Genomic DNA, 20,947 nt, shown 5'->3' with positions numbered 1-20,947 from the left:
CCCCGCCGGGGCCCGGGAGGGGCGCCCGTAAGGGCACAGCTCCGGTATCGGCCCGTCCGGCCGGTGGCGCGTGGCCCGCCGGGCGCCGTCGCGCGCTCAGTCCGGGGGCTCATGGCGGGTGGCCGGGTGGAGTGGCCGGGCCAGCAGGATCGCGACGTCGTCCTGCGCGCCCCGGGGCAGCAGGCGGGCGAGGACGCGGTCGCAGACCCGGGAGAGCGGCCGGCCGCGATGGCGCAGGGCGCGGGCGAGTTGGAGCATCCCCTGGTCGAGGTTGCGGTCGCGGGCCTCGATCAGTCCGTCGGTGTAGAGCACCAGCACGGCGCCCGGCGGCAGCGGCACCCGTTCGGTCTGGAAGTCCCGGCGGCCCACGCCCAGCGGCGTCCCGCTCGGGCCGTCCAGGAAGGCCACCTCGCCGCCCGCGCCGGCCACCGCGGGCGGCGGGTGCCCGGCGCGCGCGACCAGGCAGCTGCCGTCCGCCGGGTCGTGGACGGCGTAGACGCATGTGGCCATCTCGTTCTCGCCGACGTCGGCGACGGCCGCGTCCAGCGACCGGAGGAGCTCGACCGGGGGGATGTCGTGCCGGGCCAGGGTGCGCACCGTGGTCCGCAGCTGCCCCATGACGGCCGCCGCGTGCACCCCGTGGCCCATGACGTCCCCGATGACCAGGGCGGTCCTGTCACCGGGCAGCGCGATGACGTCGAACCAGTCGCCGCCCACCTCCTGGTCGCTGGCGGGCAGGTAACGGCCGGCCAGTTCCAGCCCGGGCACCGTGGGCAGCGCGGTGTTGGCGAGACTGCGCTGCAGGGTCAGTGCGGCGCGGCGCTGGGCGGAGTACATCCGCGCGTTGTCGATGCCGAGCGCCGCGCGGGCGGCGAGTTCGTCGATGAGCAGGTTGTCCTGGTCGTCGAAGGGTTCGCGCCTGCGGGACCGGGTGACCATGACGATGCCCAGCACCGTGCCGCGGGCCACCAGCGGGACCATGCGGGCGCAGCCCAGGGTGCGCAGATAGCTCCGGAGCCGCTCGTTCTCCGGCCCGGGCACCAGCCGGGGTATGTCGGCCCTGGTGAGCCTCATCGGCCGCCCCTCCACCATGACCTGCTCGTACGCCGACGCCCGGGGGACCTGGTGCGTCATGCCGACGGCCAGGTCCTCGGCCGGGGCCGCGGGGTCGGCGAAGGCGACCGCGAGGCGGCGCACCATGCCGTGGGCGGAGGCCGTCGCCTCGTCCGGGTCGAGGACCTCCTCCAGCAGGTGCACGTCGGCGGAGTCGGCCACCCGGGGCACGAGCACCTGCACCACCTCCTCGGCGGTCTGCCGCAGGTCGAGCGTGGTGCCGATGCGCGTGCCCGCCTCGGCGAGCAGGGCGAGCCGCTGCCGTCCGCGGGTGGCCTGGAGCTGCGCCCGCTCCTCGCGGGTGATGTCGATCAGGCTGGCGATCACGCCGAGCCGGCGGCCGCCGCCGCCGAGGAGCGGCGAGAAGGAGCACGACCACACCCGCTCCATGCGGGGGTCGGCGCCCGTCCGCCCCAGGCCCCGGAAGTCCACCACGGGTTCGCCGCGGGCCAGCACCTGCCGCATCACGGTCTCCAGCGCCATGGTGTTGAGCCCGGGGACGACCTCGCTCACACGCCTGCCGATGTGCTGGGCGGCGGGGACGCCGTTCATGCGCGCCAGCGCCTCGTTGACCCGTACGTAGCGCAGGTCGGGCCCGAGCATGGCCAGACCGATGGGGGACTGGGTGAACAGCCCCTCCAGGGCCGCCAGCGAGTCCCGCATGCGCAGCACCGCGGAGGTCTCGGCGGCGATGCCCATCAGCCCGGTGCGCCCCTGCGGATCGGCGGTGGGGCAGATCCACATCTCCATGGTCACCAGATGGCCGTCGCGGTGGCGTACCGGCAGCGTGCCCACGACGGCCTCGCCCGACAGCACCCGGCGCGTCAGCTCGTCGGCCAGCTCCCAGTTCGCCACCGGGACCAGCAGGGGGGTGGCGCTGCGCCCGAGCACCTCCTCCGCGGTGTGGCCGAAGAGCTCCTGGGCGGCCAGCGACCACTGGGAGATGCGCCCCTCGGAGTCGATCCGCCACATCGCGATGGGCAGCAGGTCGCGGAACACACCTGCCTGCCCCACCGCCGTCTGGGGCTGACCGACATCCTTCGCCGACTGCTGTATGTCCACCGCGACGACCCATCCCCGGGAACGAGGGGTTCTCATCCGGTCGAGCACCGTCGGCGCCACGCGCCGGAGCCGACCGGTCGATGTCGCTCATTGTCGGGTAATCCTGACAGAACAGCCTATCGGAGATGCCGGACACCGCCCGGGGAGCCGGGAGCGGGTTCCCGCGGGCCGCGGCGGCCCGATCTGGGTTAGCGTCGTAGACATGGGGACCGTCCGGCGGATCCTCCGCCTCGTGCCGGTACTCGCCGTGATCTGCGGCGTGCTCTGCCTCGTCGTCGCGACGGGCGCCGGGGCACGTGCCGCGGGCGGTCTGGACACGGCGGCGGCCGCCCTGCGCGAGGGACCCGTGTACGTCGACCCGCGGGCGCGCGACGTGCTGTCGCAGGGCGAGGCGGACACCCTGGCCGGGCGCATCGAGAAGGCGGACCGGCCGGTCTTCGTCGCCGTCCTCCCGGACACCGCGGAGTTCCCCGCCGCCACACTCCTGCAGGACCTGCGGACCAAGGTCGGCATCACCGGCGTGTACGCCGTCGCCCTCGGCGACCGCTTCGACGCCGGCGCGGACCCCGCCGTGATGTCGCGCGACTCCGTCGAGAACCTGGCCGGCGCCGTGCGCCGGTCCGACCCCGGCGACCCCGCGGCGATGGTCACGGGCTTCGTCGACCAGGCACTGCCGCAGGCCGGCGGCCACGCCCCCGCCTCGTGGGGCGGCGGCTCGGTCGGCGTCGGCACGGGCGGCGGGACCGGAGTCCTCGTCGCGCTCGGCCTCCTGGTCCTCGTCGGGGGCGGCGGGGCCGTCCTGGTGTCGCGGCGCGCCAAGCGGCGCCGCGAGGAGCAGGACCGTGCCCGGCTCGACGAGCTGCGCCCGGTGGTGGACGAGGACATCACCGCGTTCGGCGAGGAGCTGAGCCGGATCGGGTTCGACCCGGGCGGCGCGACGGCCGACGACGCCATGCGCGAGGACTACACGCGTGCGCTGGACGCCTACGACACCGCGAAGACCGCCATGGACCGGGCGCACGCCCCCGGCGACGTGCGGCAGGTCAGCCACGCGCTGGAGGAGGGGCGCTTCGCGCTCGCCACGCTGGAGGCGCGCATCGACGGCGGGCCTCTGCCGGAGCGCCGCCCGCCGTGCTTCTTCGACCCCCGGCACGGGCCGTCGGTCCAGGACGTGCCGTGGACCCCGGACGGCGGCGGGGCCGAGCGGACCGTGCCGGTGTGCGCGGCCGACGCCGCGCGGCTCGAGGACGGCCTCGAACCCATGGCCCGCCAGGTCGACACGCCCCGCGGCCCCCGCCCGTACTGGGAGGCGGGCCCGGCCTACGCCCCCTGGGCCCAGGGCTACTTCGGCGGGGGGATGCTGCCCGGGATCCTCGTGGGGACGCTGCTCGGCGGTTCCCTCGGCGGGTACGGCGGCGGGCCGCCGTACGACCAGGGCGTCGACTACTCGGGGGGTGACTACTCGGGCGCCGACTTCGACCCCGGGGATTTCGGGGGCGGGTTCGGGGGCGGGTTCGGGGACGGTGGGGGGTTTGGTGACGGTGGGGGCTTTGGGGGCAACTGAGGGGGCGCCCGGTTGTTGTGGTTGCGGTCCGTCGTTGTGTGCGGGTGCGTTGTGGTTGCGGTTGGGGGTTTCCCCGCCCTCCCGCCCGATTGCCCCGGATGGTTGGTGCGGGCCTCGCGCGGTGCGTGGTGGGCCGGGGTCGGGGCCTCCGGGGCTGGGCATTCTGTACCGCATATTTATGTGCATGGCGGGCGGTCCAGGTCGGACCCCGGATGCCGCACAACAAATACACGTCGGCGTCCAGAACGCCCACCCCTACGACCCCGCCCCCTCCGTACCGTCGGGCGACCAACGGCCGGAGGGTGGTGATGGGGGGCGCCCCTCCCCGCACCGCTGACATCCGCCTCACCAGGGAGTCCCCCAGCCGCAGGCCGAGACAGGGTGCACGCGCCAGTGGCCGGGGGCACGGCGAGCGCCGGGGTGGGGGCCGCATCGGCCCGAACGCCCCTCTGGCCCGCGCCTGACGGCCGTTGGCGTTCGGTGAAGCGTGTACGGCAACCCCGGACCGCCTTCTCACCCCCCTCCGGCCGTCATGCCGGGAGGGGGTGTGGCGGGGTGCTCCCCCCTGCCGAAGGTTGGGGGAGACGAGCGGCGGACCCGGGCGCCGAATGATGTGGGCGTAAACCGCGAGCGTTCTGGGGGTCCCCCCGGCCGAAGGCTGGGGGAGGGCGGGAGGGCGGGTGGACGCCCGCCGCAGGCGCAACGCACCCGCACACGACAACCGGCCGCAGCCGCTACGCGGACAAGGCGCCGTCCGCCGTCGCGTCCGCCTCGGGGACGCACGCGAAGGCGAGCTCGTCCAGGGAGACGTCCAGCGCCGCGGCCAGCGCCGCCACCGTGAAGAACGCCGGGGTCGGCGCACGGCCGGTCTCGATCTTGCGGAGGGTCTCCGCGGAGACGCCGGCCGCCGCGGCGACCTCGACCATGCTGCGGTCGCCGCGCGCCCGGCGCAGCAGCGCGCCGAAGCGCTCGCCGCGCTGCCGTTCCCAGGGGGTCAGAGGAGTTCGCACCATGTCCGTGATACTAATACCGGTATAAGAATTGGGTGCCCCCGGGGGCGGAACGAGGAGCCACGGACATGGTGGAGATCAAGACGGACGCCGCGCTGGCGGCCATGCGGGAGGCCGGGCGGGTCGTGGCCCGTGCGCTCGCCGCCGCCCGTGAGGCGGCGCGGGTCGGCGTGTCGCTGCGGGAACTGGACGATGCGGCCCGCGCCGTGCTGGACGAGGCGGGCGCGCGGTCGCCCTTCCTCGGCTACCGGCCGTCGTTCGCCCCCACACCGTTCCCCGCGGTGCTCTGCACGTCCGTGAACGACGCCGTCGTGCACGGCATCCCCACCGGCTACCGGCTGCGGGACGGCGACCTGGTGAGCGTCGACTGCGGCGCCGAACTGGAGGGCTGGACCGGGGACGCCGCGATCAGCTTCACCGTCGGCACGCCCCGCCCCGCCGACCTGCGCCTCATCGAGGCCACGCGGCGGGCCCTCGACGCCGGTATCGCCGCGGCGACCGTCGGCAACCGGATCGGCGACATCTCGCACGCCATCGGCACCGTCGCCCGCGAGGCCCGGTGCGGAATGCCCGGGGACTTCGGCGGCCACGGCATCGGCCGACGGATGCACGAGGACCCCCATGTGCCCAACCAGGGCCGCCCCGGGCGTGGTTACCCGCTGCGGCACGGACTGGCCCTCGCCATCGAGCCGATGCTGATGGCGGGTGGACGCGGCGGCTACCGCACGGCTACCGACGGCTGGACGCTGCACACCGAGGACGGAAGCCGCGCCGCCCACTTCGAGCACACCGTCGCCGTGACGGACGAGGGCCCCCGCATCCTCACCGCGCTGTGACCTCGCCCTCGAGCGCGGAGCGCAGCCAGGTGTGGGCGGCACCCGGGGTCGGTTCCCCCGGGCCCCTGAGCTCGCCCACGAGCTGCCAGTAGCGGTCGATACGGGGTTCCACGGCGAGCATGCCGCTCAGCCGGCGGCGGAAGCCGGGGGTGTCGCGCGCCTGGAACGACCGCGCGTGGGCGGTGACGAAGCAGTCGAGCGCTTCGCCCGCGCCGGGGGCGCGGCCGGCCAGGACGTCCGGCGCGGCCAGTTCGTAGGCCTCGTAGAGCCCCTCGTACAGGACGGCCGGTCGGGGGCCCGCGTCGGGCCGGTGCGCCGCGAGCCGGTGCACGGCACCGGGCGGGCAGGAGGCCGAGGTGAAGGCGTGCAGCTTGGCGAAGGCGAGGACCTGCGCCGGGCCGGGCTCGTCCGGAGGCTGCGGCACGGCCAGTTCGACGACCCGGGACAGCACGGGAGCGGGCAGCCGCGCGGGCTGCAGCCAGCGGCGCCAGAAGCGGGCCATCGGGTCCGTGCTCGGCGGTACGGGGACGGCGCCGACGAGTTCGAGCCGCTCGGCGCGTTCCTCGGCGGTGCAGTCCTGGAGCAGCCGCAGAGCGGCCTCCCGCCAGCGCAGGGCGGCCAGTTGGGAGCCGAGGGCTCTCAGGTGGCCGGCGACGGCGTCCTCCAGGGCGTCCTCCCGCTCCAGGGCCCGCGCCACCTCCGGCACCGGCAGGTCCAGGGCGCGCAGGGAGCGGATGAGGCGGAGGCGGGCCAGCGCCTCGGGGGCGTAGCGGCGGTGGCCGCCCGCGCTGCGCCCGGACTCGGGGAGCAGTCCGCGGTCCGAGTAGAAGCGGACGGTCTTGACGGAGACGCCGGCCCGCTCGGCGAGCTCCCCGATGCCCAACGTGCTGTCGGCCTCCACCGCTTGAACCTCCCTCAGGGGGAGTTCCTACCGTACCGGCGAGCGCGGACGGCCGGGACGGCCGGACCGCGGACCACCGCGTGCGGGGAGGCACACATGACCGTGTTCGTACTGGTTCCCGAGGCCCACACGGGCGGCTGGGTGTGGGGGGACGTCGCCGGGCGGCTGCGGGAGTCGGGCGCCGGAGCCCGTCCGGTGAGCCTCACCGGTATGGCCGGCTCCGGCAGCCCGGCCGGGCCCGGCACCGACCTGGAGACCCACGTCGAGGACGTCCTGCGCGTCATCGACGGCACCGGCTCCCCGGACGCGGCGGACGTCGTGCTCGTCGGCCACGGCTACGGCATCCACCCGGTGGTGGCCGCAGCCGACCGGCGGCCCGGACGCGTCGCCCGCGTCGTCCACCTGGACGCGGGCATGCCCCGGGACGGCGACCCGCCGCTGGCCCTGGTGCCCGACCAGGAACTGCGCGCCCGGCTCTCGGACCCGGCCGCACCGCGTGACGACGCGCGGCCCGTCGCCCCGCCCGCGCCCGGGGCGTGGGAGCACTGGGGCAGCACGGCCGGCGTGCCCGCCGCGGCACTGGCGCGGCTCGCCGCCGACGCCGAGCCCCAGCCCGCCGGGACGCTCACCCGGCCGCTGCGCCTGTCGGGGGCGGCCGCCGCCCTGCCGACGACCGGCGTCCTGTGCGCGGGCAACGGTTCGAGCATCGCGATGGTGGAGGCGCTGGTGGGCCTCGGGCACCCCGAACTCCAGGCGCTCACCGACCCCCGCGTCACCTTCTTCGAACTCGCCACCGGCCACTGGCCGATGCTCTCCGCCCCCGGCGAACTCGCCGGAGTCCTGCTGAAGGCCGCCGCCGGGGAGGGCCACCGCATCACCGCGACGGGCGAACCGCCCGCGCACCTGCGGCCGTTCCTCCTCGACGTGCCCGAACGGCCCCGCGAGCGCCGCGGGCGGACCGACCTGTACCTCCCGGATCCCGCCGACGGCGACGGACCCCGACCGGCCGTGGTGTTCGTCCACGGCGGCCCGGTGCCGGCCGGCGCCCGGCCGACCCCGCGCGACTGGCCGGGCTTCGTCGGTTACGGCCGGCTCGCGGCGGCTCTCGGAGCGGTCGGCGCGACCGTCGACCACCGGCTGCACGCACTCGGCGACTTCCCACGCGCCGCCGGGGACCTCGCCGAGGCGGTCGAGAACGTCCGCGCCGATCCGAGGGTCGACGCCGACCGCGTCGCGCTGTGGTTCTTCTCCGCCGGCGGCCTGCTGTCCGCGGACTGGCTGGCCGCGCCCCCGCGATGGCTGCGCTGCGTGGCGGCCACCTACCCCGTCCTCGCACCACTGCCCAACTGGGGCCTGACCGGCCCCCGTTTCCGGCCCGCTGCCGCTGTGCACGCCGCGGGCGCGCCGCCCATCGTCCTGACCCGGGTGGGGCGGGAGCGGGCGGAGATCGCGGCGACGGTCGAGGAGTTCCTCTCCGCCGCCAAGGACGCCGGGGCGGACGTGGAGGTCCTCGACCTCCCCGACGGTACCCACGGCTTCGAGACGACCGACCACGGCGAGGCCGCGCGCGGCGCCGTGGAGCACGCGATGCGCACCGTCCTGGAGCACCTGCGGGGCTGAGGCTCAGACCCCGGCGGGCAGCCGGGACGGCGGTACGGCCAGCACCGGGCAGGCCGCGTGCGCGACGCAGTAGCGGGCGACCGAACCGCGCAGCGCACGCGGCAGCAGTCCGCGTGACCCGGTGCCGACGACCAGCAGGTCCTCACCGCGGGCCGCCTTCACCAGCACGTACCCGGCGGGCCCGCGCCCGGTCCCGGCGCGGAAGTCCGGCATACCGGGCGGCTCGTCGGCGCCGAAAGCCGCCTCCAGGGCGGCGCGCAGGCGCTCCCGCGCCTCCTGTTCCCAGTCGAACGGCCGCGGCGGAAGCGGTACCCGGCGATGCGCGAACTCCTCGGGGGGCGGTTCCCACGCCAGCACCGCCAGCAGCCCCGCGGAGCGGGACCGGGCCTCCGCGACCGCCCGGTGCAGCGCGGCCAGACTGCCGGGGGAACCGCTCAGGCCGACGACGACCCGCCGGCCCGCACCTGATGCGTCCCGATACGGCGACTCGATCACGGACTGCCTCATTTCTCGACGTACCACCAACGACTGACGCGGCCGGTCAGCCGATCCCGGACGCATCGAGCACCGCGCGCGCCGCGGTGCCGTCGATCCGCTCGCCGAGCCGCCTCAGCACCTCCGCCCCCTCACGGAACGTGCCGGCGGTGCGGGAACGCCGCGCGCCGGCCTCCAGCCGGTGCCACAGCAGCGGATTCGCCTCCAGTACGCGCGGATCGAGCTCCAGCCACCGGCCGTGCGCGTCGCACAGGAGCAGAAGCCGCGACACCCCGGGGGACTGGCGGACCACGGTCAGCGCGTCCGTCCGCACCCGCCGCTCCCGCAGCGGGCCGCGCACCGCCAGCCACCCGTCGCCCGCGGTCACCCGGTCCGGGTGGAGCAGGGCGAGCACGATCACGGCCAGGAGCAGCCACAGCGCCGCACGCCGCGGGGTGAGCGTGCCCGCGACCGCGTCGAGCGGCACCGTCAGGGAGAGGAACGCGAGCGCGCAACCCAGCGCGCGTCGCAGGTCGGCACGCCAATGGCGGTCGCCGATCGTGCCCCGCCGTTCGGGCCGGGGAGCCCTTCGCCGTTCCATGGGGCCGACCGTAGACAGGACCGGACCCTTCCGGCGCGGCCCTGACGGCCCCTTGACGGGGGCCGGTCCGGTCTTTGCACGCCCCTGACGTGCGGGGGCTCAGCCGACGTGGACGCGGGGCCTGCGGCTGCGGTCGGGCTCGGCCTCGCGCAGCACCTCGCGGGTGACCGGGGCGACCTCGCCCTGCCCGAAGAGGAAGAAGCGCCAGAAGTTGGCGAACGGGGTGCCCTCGGTCCACTCGAAGTAGATGTGCGGACGCTGCCCGGTGGTGTCGCGGACGTGCAGCAGGAACGCCGCCAGCGCGTTCGGGATGGAGGAGCTCTCCAGGGTCAGGACGCGGTAGCGGTCGTGGAGGACCTCGCCGCGGACCACCAGGCCCGCCTCGAACTCGGACGGGTCGGCGACGGTCACCTCGACGAAGACGAAGTCCTCCTCGGCCGGCAGGTCGTTGTCGGACCGTATCTGCTTGATCTTGTCGCGGTACTCGGCGGCGTCCCGCCGGTCGGGCTCGTTGGCGATGAAGCGGATCGTGCGGTGGGAGATGTCCCGTATGAAGCGCTCGGCCATGTCGTCCGTGCTGATGCCGGTGATGCGCAGTTCGAAGGCGCGGGCGAGCCGCGACAGCAGCGAGATCAGCATGATGCCGACGATGAAGCAGGCGCCGATCTTCACACCGTCCGGCCGCTCGAAGACGTTGACGACCGTGGTGTAGAGGAAGACCGCCGAGATCACCCCGAAGGCGATCGTCCAGTTGCGCTGCCCCGCCTTGCGGGCGGCGATGGTCACCGCGATCGCCGCGGAGGAGATGAGCACCAGGACACCGGTCGCGTACGCGCCGCCCTGGGCGTCGACGTCGGCGTCGAAGATCCACGTGACCAGGAACGCGACAAGGGTGAAGACCAGCACCATGGGCCGTACCGCGCGCGCCCAGTGCGGCGCCATGCCGTAGCGCGGCAGGTAGCGCGGCATGAGGTTGAGGAGCCCGGCCATCGCCGAGGCACCGGCGAACCACAGGATGCAGATCGTCGACACGTCGTACACGGTGCCGAAGACGTTGCCCAGGTACTCGTGCGCGAGGTAGGCCAGCGCGCGGCCGTTGGCCTTGCCGCCGGCCTCGAACTCGTCCGCGGGGATCAGCAGCGTGGTGATGAAGCTGGTCGCGATCAGGAAGCAGCTCATGATCACGGCGGCCGTGGTCAGCAGCTTCTTCGTGTCGCGGATGCGCCCGGCGGGACGTTCCTCGGTGTCGGACGCGTCGCCCTTGACGTGCGGCATCACCGCCACACCGGTCTCGAAGCCGGACAGGCCCAGCGCGAGCTTGGGGAAGACCAGCAGCGCCACCCCGACCATCACCAGGACGTTGCCGTGCTGCGTGGTGAGGGCGTTCGACCAGTCGGTGACCACGTGCCCGGCCGTGGCCACGTGCCACAGTCCCACGACCACGACGACCACGTTGAGCGCGAGGTAGACGCCGACCAGGGCGACCGCGACACCGATCGCCTCCAGGAAGCCCTTCATGAAGACCGCGCCGAGCAGCGCGACCAGCAGCAGCGTGATGAGCATCTGCTTGCCGTGCAGCGCCTCCGTCAGGTGCGGGTTCTCCACCAGGTGGGTCGAGGCGTCGGCCGCCGAGAGCGTGATCGTGATGAGGAAGTCCGTCGCCGCGAAGCCCAGCAGCGTCAGGACGAAGAGCTTGCCCTTCCAGAACGACAGCAGCCGCTCCAGCATGGCGATCGAGCCCTCGCCGCGGGGGCTCTCCTCCGCCACCCGACGGTAGACGGGCAGGGCGCCGGCCAGCGTGACGACGACCAGCACGACGGTGGCCACCGGCGAGAGCAGGCCCGCGGCCAGCGCCGCGATGCCGGGCTGGTAGCCGAGCGTGGAGAAGTAGTCGACGCCCGTCAGGCACATCACCCGCCACCAGCGCTGGCCGTGGTCACGCCGTTCCGGGACCGCCTGTCCGCCCTGCTGGTGCCGGGCCATGTCGGACAGGCCCTCGAGCATCCACGCGCGCAGGCGACCCGTAGGGACGGGGGAGGTCATGGAAGCTCCTGACGTACTGCGACTGGTTCCCGCCACCACGAGATGGCCTGGTCAGCGTACGCATCGGCCGGCATCCGATCCCCCGTACCGGCGCCTCACGCCGTTAAGATTCCGTCAAGAGTCGCCGCCGTGTCCCTGACGCGCCCCTTACGCCCCGCTCCGCCCGCCCGCTCCGGTCAGAACCTGGGCACGAGGACGTCGTGGTGCGGCCCGCCCAGGACGACCTTGAGCGCGCCGGTGTCCGCCGCCGCCGCGAACACGTCGTAGGCCTCCGCCATCTCGTGCAGTTCGAAGGTGTGCGTGACGAAGGGGCCGGTGGGCAGCTTCCGGGCCTCCAGCAGGCGCAGCAGGGTGGGCGTGGAGTAGGTGTCGACCAGGCCCGTGGTGATGGTGACGTTGCGGTTCCACAGCTTCTCCAGGTGGAGCGTGACGGGCCTGCCGTGCACCCCCGCGTTCGCCACCCGGCCGCCGGGCCGGACCATCCGCGTGCACAGCTCGAAGGTCTCCGGCAGCCCCACGGCCTCGATCACCACGTCCGCGCCCAGCCCTCCGGTGAGGTCGTCGACCAGCTGCTCCGGCTGCTCGCCCGCCGGGACCACGGCGTCCGCGCCCAGGTTCTTCGCGGCCTGCAGACGGGACGCCGCCAGGTCGACGGCGATCACGGTGTGCGGGGAGCACAGCTGGGCGGTCGCGACGGCGGCCAGGCCGATCGGGCCGCAGCCGACCACGGCGACCGTGTCCCCGGGCCGGACCCGGCCGTTGAGGACGCCCACCTCGTAGGCGGTGGGGAAGACGTCGGAGAGCAGGACCGCGTCGTGCCCGGTCACGTTGTGCGGCAGCGCGTGCAGCGAGGTGTCGGCGTACGGCACGCGCACGTACTCCGCCTGCGTGCCGTCGGCGAGATGCCCGAGCACCCAGCCGCCGCCGTCCAGGCACTGCCCGTAGGCCTGCTCACGGCAGAACCGGCAGCGTCCGCACCCGGAGACGCAACTGACGAGTACCCGGTCGCCGGGCCGGACGGTGTCCACGTCCGCGCCGGTCTCGACGACCTCGCCCACGGCCTCGTGGCCGAGCACCGTGCCGGGAGCGACGTCCGGCACGTCGCCCTTGAGGATGTGCAGGTCGGTGCCGCAGATCGCGACGGTGTCGACGCGGACGATGGCGTCGCTCGTTTCCTGGAGGACCGGATCGGCCACCTCCTGCCAGGCGGCCCGTCCCGGACCCTGGAAGACCCATGCCTTCATGGCGTTCCGCTCCTTCGGGCTGAGCTGTGTCCCCCCTCCCAGCGTGGGCGCGGCCGGCGGCCCTCGCATCCGGCGCCGGGACCGCCCGTCACACGCGGTTCGGCGTCAGCTCGAAACGCACGTCCACGACGCCCTCCACGGACCGCACCAGGCGGTCCGCGACCGGCACCAGGGAGCGGTCCCCGAGCAGCCCGCTCAGCGTGACGACCCCTTCCTCGACCTCGACCTCCACGGACCGCCACGCGCCGGGGAAGAGCCGGCCGACCACGTACTCCCGGACGTCGCGGGCGATGTCCTCGTCGGACCGCAGGAAGACCTTCAGCAGGTCGCCCCGGCTGACCACACCCTTGAGCATGCCCCGGTCGTCGACGACGGGCAGCCGCTTGACCTGGTGCCGCGCCATGGCGCGGGCGGCCCACGCGAGCGAAGCGTCACCGCGCACGGTGACCGCGGGCGAGGTCATCAACTCCTCGGCGGTCGGCGCGGCCGCCCTGCGTGAGGCGGCGGACGCGCCCACCGGGGGCGGCCCGTCCTCGCGGTGCTCCTCCTTGCGCAGCAGGTCGGCCTCGGAGACGACGCCCACGACGCGCGTGCCGTCCTCCACCACCGGTACCGCGCTGACGTGCCACTGCTCCAGGGCCCGCACGATCTCCTTGAACGACGCGCGGCGGGTCACCGCGACGACCCTGCACGTCATCACGTCGTCCACCGTCATCGGCTGCCGGACGGCGTTCATGGCGGCCTCCTGAACCCGGGACGTGCCCCCTGGTTCCAGTCTCGGCCGGTGCGGCGGCGCGCGCACGGTCCGGCCGGGCCAGTTCACCGCGCGAGCGTGAGCGGCACCGTGTCCAGGACGACCCGGTGGCCGTCCTCGGCGGACAGGACGTACGCGGTGAGGGTGCCCGGTCCCGTTCCGCCGGTCGCGCGGTAGGGCACGGTCACGTCGAAGGTGCCCCGGGTGCCGCTGCCGGAGGTGGCGGCCACCCGTACGTCGGCGACCGCGCGGCCGGAGCCGTCGGAGACCCGCAGCCGGAACTCCGCCTCGAAGGTGTTCGCCGTGCCGTGCACGCGCAGCGGGGCGGTGACGGTGTCGCCGAGGAGCGGTGACTCCACGAGGACGGCGGGGGAGAGGTCCTCGAAGTCGCCGCGGCCGAGCGGGCGGCCGCCGGCCGCCGGACCGAGGCCGGCCGCCGGCCTGCCGTCCACACGGAAGCGCACCCTCTCGACGCCGGGGAACCGGGTCGCGGTGAACACCACTTGGGCCAGCCGGGCGTCCGCGGAAGCGCCGGGGGCGTCGTCGTAGCGGCCCGAGAGGTCCACGGTGGCGACGCGGTCGCGTACGGCCAGGGACCGCAGCGCCGTTCCGGAGGGGATCGCCGTCGCACGGTCGTGGCCGCGCTCGACGCCGTTCGGCCCCGCGAGCAGGGCCCGCAGGGCCGCGGCGGCGGTCGCCGGGCCGGTCACCGTGCGCGGCGCCGCGGACAGCTTGCCGTCGTGGAGGAAGTAGACGGCCGCCCGGACCGGGCGGGGCGCCGCCGTGCCGGTCCCGGACGCGGGCGGGGGCGCGGAGGCGGGGGTGGTCGGGTCCTGCGGTGTGCCGCTCGATGTGCCGCTCGATGTGCCGCTCGGCGTGGCGACCGGTGTGCCGGTCCGGGACGGGGCCCCGGAGGCGGCTTCCCGGCCGGAGCCGCCGCAGGCGGACAGCAGGGCCAGGGACAGCAGCGCGGCGGCGAGCGCCCGCGCGGGGCGTGAGGCGGCGAGCCGGGCACCGTCCATGTGGAACCTCCCCTCCGGCATGTGCACACAGTGCCCGCTCCCGCCCCCGTGCGCCATCACCCGGGAGGGTCACCCGCCGGCCCCCGCGGTGCCCGGAACAACGCCGCCCACAGGAAGTCCTCGCCGAAGCGCGCGGAGTCCGCCGGTTCGTCGCGCATGCGGCGCAGCTCGACCTCCGTCAGACCGGAGAAGATCCGGCGCAGCGCCTCCGGGGTGTAGGCCAGGCCGCCGTGCAGCCGGGACTCGCGGTAGAAGTCCGCGTCGTCGAGCTCGGACCCCATCGCGCCGGCGGCGAAGCAGGTCAGCGCGAGGTGCCCGCCGGGTGCCAGGACCGCGTCCAGCAGCGCGAGGTAGCTGATGCGCCGGTGCGGCGGCAGATGGTGGAAGCAGCCCGAGTCGTGGACCAGGTCGTACGGGCCGCGCAGCACCGTCCCGGCCAGGGCGAAGGCGTCACCGCGGTGGAACCGCACGGCCGCCCCGGCCTCGCGGGCCCGCTCCTCGGCCCAGGCGATGGCGGCGGCGGAGAGGTCGACGGCGTCCACGGTGAACCCCCGCGCCGCCAGGTAGCGCGCGTTGCGCCCCGGACCGCACCCGAGGTCGAGGACCCGGCCGCCCGGCGCGATCAGGCCCCGGTCGAGCCACTCCACGAGGTTCTCGTCCGGCTTGTCCACGAAGAACGGCACCGGCCGGGCCCGGTCCGCGTAGAACGCGTCCCACCAGCCGGCCGCCCCGTCCGTCCAGCGGTCGGCGCCGGCGGCGAACAGGTCGTCCAGGAGCCTCAGCACATCGTCGACGTCTCGGATTCCACGGTCCATCAGTTCCCCTTTCCCGATGGGGAGACGCTAGGCCGTGCGAGCCCGAAAGCCCAGCTCAGCGGCAGTGTGCGAACCCCGCGTACGCCCGTCTCCCGCACCCCGGCCCCGCCCTGCGCCCGCCCTGTCCGCACCCCGCCCGCGGGCACGCCCCCGCCCCCTTCGAGGCCCCTCCGCGGTGCCTTTCCGGGGCACGCCGGGCGTGGTTTTCCAGGGGATTCCCAGCGGATCCGGGCGGCGTCACCGGCGCAGGGTCGCCGCGTGGTCCGGGACGTAGGTCTGCAGGTCGCGGGGCGGGCGCTGGTAGCCGGTCGACTCGGGGCGGGGCGGGAGTTCGATGGCGGGGAGCGGGACCTCCTCGTACGGGATGCCGGCCAGGAGGTGGGCGATCATGTTGATGCGGGCGGCGCGTTTGTCGTCGCTGCCGACGACGTGCCAGGGGGCCTCGGGGATGTCGGTGTGCACGAACATCTCGTCCTTGGCCCGCGAGTACGCCTCCCAGCGCGTGATGGACTCCAGGTCCATCCCCGACAGCTTCCAGCGGCGCGTCGGGTCCTCCAGGCGGGCCCGGAAACGCTGCTCCTGCACGGCATCGCTGACGGAGAACCAGTACTTGCGCAGGATGATGCCGTCCTCGATCAGCAGCCGTTCGAAGATCGGGCACTGGTGCAGGAAGCGCACGTGCTCCTCGGGGGTGCAGAAGCCCATCACGTGCTCGACGCCCGCGCGGTTGTACCAGCTCCGGTCGAACAGCACGATCTCCCCGGCGGCCGGCAGATGGTCGACGTAGCGCTGGAAGTACCACTGGGTGCGCTCGCGTTCGGTCGGCGCGGGGAGCGCCGCGATGCGTGCGATGCGGGGGTTGAGGTGCTCCGTCACCCGCTTGATCGTGCTGCCCTTGCCTGCCGCGTCGCGCCCCTCGAAGACCACGACGAGCCGGTGCCCGCCGGCCCGCACCCACTCCTGCAGCTTGACCAACTCGACCTGCAGCCGCAGCAGTTCCCGCTCGTACACACCGCGCGGCAGGCGGTCCTGCCGCTTCTTGTCACCCATGCCCCGGCGCCCTCGCTTCCGTAGGACGCCCACGGTACGGCTCCCGGGGCGGCCTCCGGGGGAGGCTCAGCCGACCGGGCCGGTGCCGCCCGGGGCGCCGGCGGAGTGACCGGGGGCGGTCGCCGGGAAGGGCAGCCAGGGGCCGTGGGCGTGCCCGCGGCCGTGGAGGTGCGGGATCCCCGCGAAGGGCGGCGGCAGCTCGGTGTCGGCGAGTTGCGGGGCGGTTCGCGGGGCGGACGCCGCCGGGGGCTTGGCGGTTTCGACGGCCGGGGGCGCGGGGGTGTACGGGGCGCTGGTCGTGGGTGCCGGAGTCGGGGCCGGGGTGGTCGCCGGCGGGGTGGGGTCCGGTGTGTGCGTCGGCGTCGGAGTCGGAGTGGGCGTCGCCGGCGGGGTGGTGGAGTGGGTCGGCTTCGGGGTCGGCGTGCTCGCGGGAGGCTTCGGCTGGGCCGGCTTGGTGACGGTGGGCCTGGCCGTGGTCTTCGCGGGCTTCGGCTTCTTGGCCTTCGTCTTCGCCTTCGACGTGGCCTCGGTCTTCGCCGGGGCCGGGCGCTCGGAGGGCGCCGTGCCGGTGTCCTTCTTCTCCTTCGCCTCCGGGGCCGCGTCGCGGTGACCGCTGTCGGCCTCGACCAGCCCGTGCTCCGGCTGTTCGGACGCGCTCGGCACGATCGAGGTGACGTGGACCTTGGAGGAGCCGGACGAGCGGTCCGCCCCGGAGCCTTCCGAGCCGGACTGCTGGAGTGCCCATGCGGTGCCGCCGAAGGCCGCGGCGGAGGCGACAGCCGCGGCGGACAGCTTGAGCCGCAGGGAACGCCCGCGGCGGTGCTTGGCCTGGTTGCGCATGTGAGACGAGGACCCTTTCGGCTGGCCCCCCGCCCGGAATGCCGGCTGCCGCGCTGCGCGGCCGGGGCCGGATACGTCAGGACTCTGCGCGAGCATTCCCGCGGGCGCAAGGGCCTGACCTGCGCAGTCGCCGGAAGCGGAGTGGCATGTTCCGGAAAGTCGCAGGTCAAAGCCATGATGAACGTCGCAAATCGGTGCATGTGACATCGCCCACGTCGCTCACGGGATGGAAGTCCCTCAGTGGTGCACAGCGGACATCCAGTCATTTTCCGGGTGATGCGGACGGATGCCTGCGTCCGTCGGGCAGGGGCCGTCGACGCGAAGATCCACCGGCTTGCATACTCGGGTGCGCCGTTCGGCGATCGAAGCCACCACACCACCACGCGGAGGCATGGACGTGGAGTACACGAAACTCGGCAGCACCGGTCTGGACGTCTCGCGGATCTGCCTGGGCTGCATGAGCTACGGCACACCCGACCGCGGCAGCCATCCGTGGACGCTGGAGGAGGACGCCGCCCGCCCCCTCATACGCGCCGCGGTCGAGGCCGGCGTCACGTTCTTCGACACCGCCAACGTCTACTCGGACGGCACCAGCGAGGAGATCGTCGGCCGGGCCCTCGGGGAGTACGCCCCGCGCGAGGAGATCGTGCTGGCCACCAAGGTGCACGGCCGGATGCGCCCGGGCCCCAACGGGGGCGGTCTGTCGCGGAAGGCCGTCCTCACCGAGATCGACGCGAGTCTGCGCCGCCTCGGGACGGACTACGTGGACCTCTACATCGTCCACCGCTGGGACCCGCACACCCCCGTCGAGGAGACGATGGAGGCCCTGCACGACGTGGTGAGGTCGGGCAAGGCGCGGTACATCGGCGCGTCCTCCATGTACGCCTGGCAGTTCTCCAAGGCCCAGTACACGGCGGAGCGCCACGGCTGGACGAAGTTCGTCAGCATGCAGAACCACTACAACCTCCTCCACCGCGAGGAGGAGCGCGAGATGCTGCCGCTCTGCGCGGACCAGGGCGTCGGCGTGACCCCGTGGAGCCCGCTGGCCCGGGGGCGGCTGACCCGTGACTGGGACGCCGGCAGCGCCCGGCAGGACACCGACGAGTTCGGCGGCACCCTCTACCTCGAGGAGGACCGGGTGATCGTCGAGGCCGTGGCGTCCATCGCGGCACGGCGCGGGTTGTCGCGGGCGCAGATCGCCCTGGCGTGGCTGCTGGGGAAGCCCGGGGTGACGGCGCCCGTCGTCGGCGTCGGCAAGGAGGCGCATCTGCGCGATGCCGTCGCCGCGCTGGACGTGCGCCTCACCGAGGAGGAGCTGAAGGAGCTGGAGAGCCCGTACCGGCCGCACGCCGTCGTGGGCTTCTCCTGAGCCGCCACCGGGGCGGGACCGGGGCCGGGATCCCGGCCCCGGTCCCGGCCGGGGCGGCCGTTCAAGGCGTGATGTTCTGGTTGAGGTGGAACAGGTTCCCGGGGTCGTAGGCCCGTTTGACCTCGACCAGGCGGTCGTAGTTTCCCTTGTAGTTGGCCCGGATCCGCCCCTGGTCGTCCCCGGCCATGAAGTTGACGTACCCGCCCTCCTCGGAGAGCGGCGCCAGGTCGCGGTAGTAGTCGCGCACCCAGGCGATGTTGGCCTCGTTGGCCGCGGGATCCGGCCACATGCCGGCGATCACGGTGGCGAAGGACGCGTCGCGGTAGGCGAAGGCGGTCGCGTCCGCGGGGACGCGGTGGCAGGCGCCGTCGATCGGGTAGATGTGCACGGTCGAGTTCACCGCCGGCAGCCCGGGCGCGTGCTCGAGGTGCGCGGCGACGGCCCCGTCGGTCAGCTCGGTGACGAAGTTGGCCTTCCAGTAGTGCTGGAGGCCGGGCGGCACGAGCCCGTCGAAGGCGGTGTTGAGCGCCGGGTACGGCATCGGGCCGACGTGCTCGGCGACGACCGGCGCCATATCGCGGAAGGGCCGCAGTGCCCGCTCGCCCTCCTCCAGCGGTCCGGCCCAGCAGGTCACGGTGGCGACGTGGACCCTGCCGTGCCGCTCCGGCGGGATGAAGGGCAGGGGCGGGGCGATCTGGAACGCCGGGAAGGCACCGAGCTGTTCGGGGGCGTCGGCGATGACCTCGCGGTACGCGTGCAGCACGCCGCGGGCGTCCTCGAGGTCGTAGAAGATCGGGCCGCCGTAGATGTCCCTGACCGGACTGAGCCGGAACCGGAACGAGGTCACCACGCCGAAGTTGCCACCACCGCCACGCAGCGCCCAGAACAGGTCGTCGTACTCCTTCTCGCTGGCGACGAGGAAGCGTCCGTCCGCGGTGACGACGTCCGCAGAGACCAGGTTGTCGCAGCTGAGTCCCAGTCCCCGGGACAGGTAGCCGATGCCGCCGCCGAGGGTGAGTCCGCCGACGCCGGTGGTGGAGATGATGCCGCCGGTGGTGGCCAGCCCGAAGGCGTACGTCGCCGCGTTGACGTCGGCCCAGGTGGCGCCGCCCTCGGCGCGGGCGGTGCGCGATCCGGGGTCGACGCGTACGGAGCGCATCGCCGACAGGTCCGCCACCACCCCGTCGTCGCAGGTGCCGAAGCCCGGTACGCAGTGCCCGCCGCCGCGCACCGCGAGGTCGAGCCCGTTCTCCCGGGCGAAGTCCACCGCCGTGATGACGTCGCCGGCGTTGGCGCAGCGCACGATGACGGCGGGCCGCCGGTCGATCATCGCGTTGTGGACCTTCCGGGCCTCGTCGTAGGCGCTGTCGTCCGCGGTGATCACCGCCCCGTACGCACGCTCCCGCAAGTGGTCGATTGAGGGCTTGCCCATGGCCGACGCTCCTCGTGCGCTTCCGACGCGGGCTCCGCCCGGGGGCGCGGCCCGCCTGGGGCCGGCGGCGCGGCTCGACGTGGCGCGCACCCCGCCCCGCGGGCCCGCCCGCCCACCGGCGCCGGCCTGATTCCACGCTACGCCGACGGGGCGGAGCCTCAACCCGGGGCCGTGGCCGGGCACACGCGGGATGTTGGTCTAGACCTTGACAGGTATAGGCCAATCCGGTTCATTGCTCAGTGCGAAGCGCAACAACTCCCCCCACACAAGGAGCAGTTACGGTGATGCGACGTATCCTCGCGGCCCTGACGACACTCACGGCCGCCGCCGGCCTGGCGGTGGCCCTCCCCGCCGGCACGGCCTCCGCCGCGACCTGCGCCACGCCCTGGAGCGCCGGCGCGGTCTACACCGGCGGCATGAGCGCCTCCTACGGCGGCCACAACTGGCAGGCCAAGTGGTGGACGCAGGGCGAGACCCCCGGCACCACCGGCCAGTGGGGCGTCTGGGCCGACCAGGGCACCTGCGGCGGCACGACCGACCCGGGCAACCCCGGCAACCCGTCGGGATTCGTGGTCAGCGAGGCCCAGTTCAACCAGATGTTCCCGGGCCGCAACTCCTTCTACAGCTACAGCGGCCTGGTCGCGGCCCTCTCCGCGTACCCCGGCTTCGCCAAGACCGGCAGCGACACGGTGAAGAAGCAGGAGGCCGCGGCCTTCCTCGCCAACATCGCCCACGAGACCGGCGGACTCGTCCACATCGTCGAGCAGAACACCGCCAACTACCCGCACTACTGCGACACCAGCCAGCCCTACGGCTGCCCCGCCGGCCAGGCCGCCTACTACGGCCGCGGCCCCATCCAGCTCAGCTGGAACTTCAACTACAAGGCCGCCGGCGACGCCCTCGGCATCGACCTCCTCCGCAACCCCTGGCTCGTCGAGCAGGACTCCGCCGTCGCGTGGAAGACCGGCCTCTGGTACTGGAACACCCAGAGCGGCCCCGGCACCATGACCCCGCACAACGCCATGGTGAACCAGGCGGGTTTCGGCCAGACCATCCGCTCCATCAACGGCTCCCTCGAATGCGACGGCCGCAACCCGGCCCAGGTGCAGAGCCGCGTCAACAACTACCAGCGCTTCACCCAGATCCTGGGCGTCGCCCCGGGCGGCAACCTCACCTGCTGAACGACCTCACCTGCGC

General features: G+C 74.2%; 18 protein-coding genes. 5 read left to right on the top strand and 13 right to left on the bottom strand.

Annotated features, from left to right (window positions below; all coding sequences use genetic code 11):
- Positions 1-96 precede the first annotated feature (96 nt).
- Complete coding sequence (locus CHF15_RS09300) at positions 97-2,175, bottom strand: SpoIIE family protein phosphatase (protein WP_265737393.1); 2,079 nt, start codon at positions 2,173-2,175, stop codon at positions 97-99.
- Between the two features lie 202 nt (positions 2,176-2,377).
- Between CHF15_RS09300 and CHF15_RS09295 the strand changes: the two genes are divergently transcribed.
- Positions 2,378-3,739, top strand: coding sequence for a hypothetical protein (locus CHF15_RS09295; RefSeq protein WP_089223200.1), 1,362 nt, complete (start codon positions 2,378-2,380; stop codon positions 3,737-3,739).
- 734 nt (positions 3,740-4,473) lie between these two features.
- On the opposite strand, the gene CHF15_RS09290 is transcribed toward CHF15_RS09295, so the two are convergent.
- Positions 4,474-4,752, bottom strand: coding sequence for a helix-turn-helix domain-containing protein (locus CHF15_RS09290; protein WP_089223199.1), 279 nt, complete (start codon positions 4,750-4,752; stop codon positions 4,474-4,476).
- Between the two features lie 65 nt (positions 4,753-4,817).
- Between CHF15_RS09290 and map the strand changes: the two genes are divergently transcribed.
- Positions 4,818-5,585, top strand: coding sequence for a type I methionyl aminopeptidase (gene map / locus CHF15_RS09285; RefSeq protein WP_089223198.1), 768 nt, complete (start codon positions 4,818-4,820; stop codon positions 5,583-5,585).
- Here the strand turns inward: map and CHF15_RS09280 are convergent.
- Entirely contained in the window at positions 5,572-6,486 is a 915-nt protein-coding gene (locus CHF15_RS09280) for a helix-turn-helix domain-containing protein (RefSeq protein WP_089223197.1), read from the bottom strand. The two genes, map and CHF15_RS09280, sit on opposite strands and share 14 nt — an antisense overlap.
- A gap of 96 nt (positions 6,487-6,582) precedes the next feature.
- Here CHF15_RS09280 and CHF15_RS09275 point away from each other — a divergent pair, with 96 nt between their 5' ends.
- Positions 6,583-8,106 (top strand): alpha/beta hydrolase, encoded by a 1,524-nt coding sequence (locus CHF15_RS09275; protein WP_089223196.1) that lies wholly within the window; start codon positions 6,583-6,585, stop codon positions 8,104-8,106.
- Between the two features lie 3 nt (positions 8,107-8,109).
- Here CHF15_RS09275 and CHF15_RS09270 read toward each other — a convergent pair whose 3' ends face one another.
- The 9 genes from CHF15_RS09270 to CHF15_RS44765 all read right to left on the bottom strand — a co-directional run bounded on the left by CHF15_RS09270 (position 8,110) and on the right by CHF15_RS44765 (position 16,949).
- A complete protein-coding gene (locus tag CHF15_RS09270) occupies positions 8,110-8,601 on the bottom strand; it encodes a universal stress protein (protein ID WP_089223195.1) in 492 nt (163 codons plus the stop codon).
- 46 nt (positions 8,602-8,647) lie between these two features.
- Positions 8,648-9,181, bottom strand: a complete 534-nt coding sequence (locus CHF15_RS09265; protein WP_089223194.1) for a hypothetical protein — start codon at positions 9,179-9,181, stop codon at positions 8,648-8,650.
- A gap of 99 nt (positions 9,182-9,280) precedes the next feature.
- On the bottom strand, positions 9,281-11,224 hold the full coding sequence (locus CHF15_RS09260; RefSeq protein ID WP_089223193.1) for an APC family permease: 1,944 nt from the start codon (positions 11,222-11,224) through the stop codon (positions 9,281-9,283).
- Positions 11,225-11,400: 176 nt separating this feature from the next.
- The gene (locus CHF15_RS09255) at positions 11,401-12,468 is read right to left on the bottom strand and encodes a zinc-dependent alcohol dehydrogenase family protein (RefSeq protein ID WP_089223192.1); all 1,068 of its coding nucleotides are present in this window, start codon (positions 12,466-12,468) and stop codon (positions 11,401-11,403) included.
- 88 nt (positions 12,469-12,556) lie between these two features.
- A complete protein-coding gene (locus CHF15_RS09250; protein WP_089223191.1) occupies positions 12,557-13,204 on the bottom strand; it encodes a CBS domain-containing protein in 648 nt (215 codons plus the stop codon).
- 83 nt (positions 13,205-13,287) lie between these two features.
- Positions 13,288-14,244: a GerMN domain-containing protein gene (locus CHF15_RS09245; protein ID WP_089223190.1), complete on the bottom strand. Its 957-nt coding sequence runs from the start codon at positions 14,242-14,244 to the stop codon at positions 13,288-13,290.
- Positions 14,245-14,300: 56 nt separating this feature from the next.
- Positions 14,301-15,059 carry a class I SAM-dependent methyltransferase gene (locus CHF15_RS09240; RefSeq protein WP_089223189.1) on the bottom strand — a complete coding sequence of 253 codons (759 nt, stop codon included), beginning with the start codon at positions 15,057-15,059 and terminating at the stop codon, positions 14,301-14,303.
- Between the two features lie 237 nt (positions 15,060-15,296).
- The gene (gene ppk2, locus CHF15_RS09235; RefSeq protein WP_089223188.1) at positions 15,297-16,109 is read right to left on the bottom strand and encodes a polyphosphate kinase 2; all 813 of its coding nucleotides are present in this window, start codon (positions 16,107-16,109) and stop codon (positions 15,297-15,299) included.
- Positions 16,110-16,175: 66 nt separating this feature from the next.
- Positions 16,176-16,949 (bottom strand): hypothetical protein, encoded by a 774-nt coding sequence (locus CHF15_RS44765; RefSeq protein WP_107418541.1) that lies wholly within the window; start codon positions 16,947-16,949, stop codon positions 16,176-16,178.
- 397 nt (positions 16,950-17,346) lie between these two features.
- Here CHF15_RS44765 and CHF15_RS09225 point away from each other — a divergent pair, with 397 nt between their 5' ends.
- On the top strand, positions 17,347-18,318 hold the full coding sequence (locus CHF15_RS09225; RefSeq protein WP_089223546.1) for an aldo/keto reductase: 972 nt from the start codon (positions 17,347-17,349) through the stop codon (positions 18,316-18,318).
- Positions 18,319-18,379: 61 nt separating this feature from the next.
- Here CHF15_RS09225 and CHF15_RS09220 read toward each other — a convergent pair whose 3' ends face one another.
- Positions 18,380-19,750, bottom strand: a complete 1,371-nt coding sequence (locus tag CHF15_RS09220) for an FAD-binding oxidoreductase (RefSeq protein WP_089223187.1) — start codon at positions 19,748-19,750, stop codon at positions 18,380-18,382.
- Between the two features lie 284 nt (positions 19,751-20,034).
- Between CHF15_RS09220 and CHF15_RS09215 the strand changes: the two genes are divergently transcribed.
- On the top strand, positions 20,035-20,931 hold the full coding sequence (locus CHF15_RS09215; protein ID WP_089223186.1) for a glycoside hydrolase family 19 protein: 897 nt from the start codon (positions 20,035-20,037) through the stop codon (positions 20,929-20,931).
- The last annotated feature ends 16 nt before the right edge of the window (positions 20,932-20,947 follow it).

Source organism: Actinacidiphila glaucinigra, from assembly GCF_900188405.1.
In the GTDB taxonomy this organism is placed as follows: Bacteria; Actinomycetota; Actinomycetes; order Streptomycetales; family Streptomycetaceae; genus Actinacidiphila; species Actinacidiphila glaucinigra.
The sequence above is the reverse complement of the archived record's forward strand: the minus strand, read 5'-3'. Positions and strand labels throughout refer to the sequence as shown.